The organism is Streptomyces sp. W16 (assembly GCF_033194735.1).
Taxonomy (GTDB): Bacteria; Actinomycetota; Actinomycetes; order Streptomycetales; family Streptomycetaceae; genus Streptomyces.
Genome location: NZ_JAWOAI010001178.1, coordinates 1 through 879, shown reverse-complemented (window position 1 = coordinate 879; position 879 = coordinate 1). Strand labels below are relative to the sequence as shown.

Genomic DNA, 879 nt, shown 5'->3' with positions numbered 1-879 from the left:
CAGGTGCGGGCGTAGCGGCGCACGGCGTCCGCGTGGGGCCGGTACAGCGCCTCGTACGCCGTGTCGTCACCGGCGCGCATCCGCTCGATCAACGAGGCGTCGGCCGGCGGTACATCCAGGGGCGGCGGGAGGAGACTGCCGTCCCGCGGTGGCAGGACGCTGCCCTCGCGCTGGGCCGGGACGCTGCCCTCGCCGGGATCGCCGCCCTGGGGGACCACGCCGGGCCCGCCCTGGCTCGGTACCTGTGGTGAGGTCAGCCCACTGGCCTCCGGGTCACCGTCACCCAGTGACTCGTCCCGCCCGTCAACGCTCATCGCGGAAAGCCCCCGCCGCCTGCCCAACCAGTCCCGAACACGGGTCAGCGTAGCCATATTGGCTTTTGTTCAGGACCCCGTCGTACGGACCATCCACTCGTCCGTGGGGACTTCCCGCAGCGCAGTACTAGCGTTCACCCCTCCGGGGAAGGCTCAACTGTCGCCCCCGGAACGGGAGTTGGCACCGATGGCCGAAATGCCCGGAATCACTCCCGGGCATCACTCGGTGCGCGGGCACCGCGCTACCTCCGCACCACAGTCACCTATTCGAGTCACCCTGCCAACGCAGGCCGGCAAAATCAGCCCGTCCGGCGTTTGAGGACGAGGCCCCTTCAGGGCCGAAGCGGGGGCCTGGGGGCGCAGCCCCCAGAAGACGCCCACGCCAACACCGGCCCACTCTCACAACGGCCGCGACCGCAACCCCTCCAGCAGGATGTCCAGCAACCGAGCCGACGCCGCCGCCTGCTGCGCAGCATCCGGCAGCGAGGGTGCCGCCGTCGCGATCACCAGCAGCACGTCCGACACCGACACGTCCGCCCGCAGCTGACCCGCCGCCCGCGCCCGG

The 879-nt window shown here is 71.6% G+C and carries 2 protein-coding genes; both read right to left on the bottom strand.

Annotation, left to right across the window (positions count from 1 at the left end; all coding sequences use genetic code 11):
- Positions 1-314 (bottom strand): RNA polymerase sigma factor (locus R6V09_RS54050; protein WP_442810323.1); only part of this gene is annotated, 314 nt, incomplete at its 3' end.
- Between the two features lie 399 nt (positions 315-713).
- On the bottom strand, positions 714-879 hold a 166-nt coding region (locus R6V09_RS54045; protein WP_442810324.1), incomplete at its 5' end, for an SbtR family transcriptional regulator.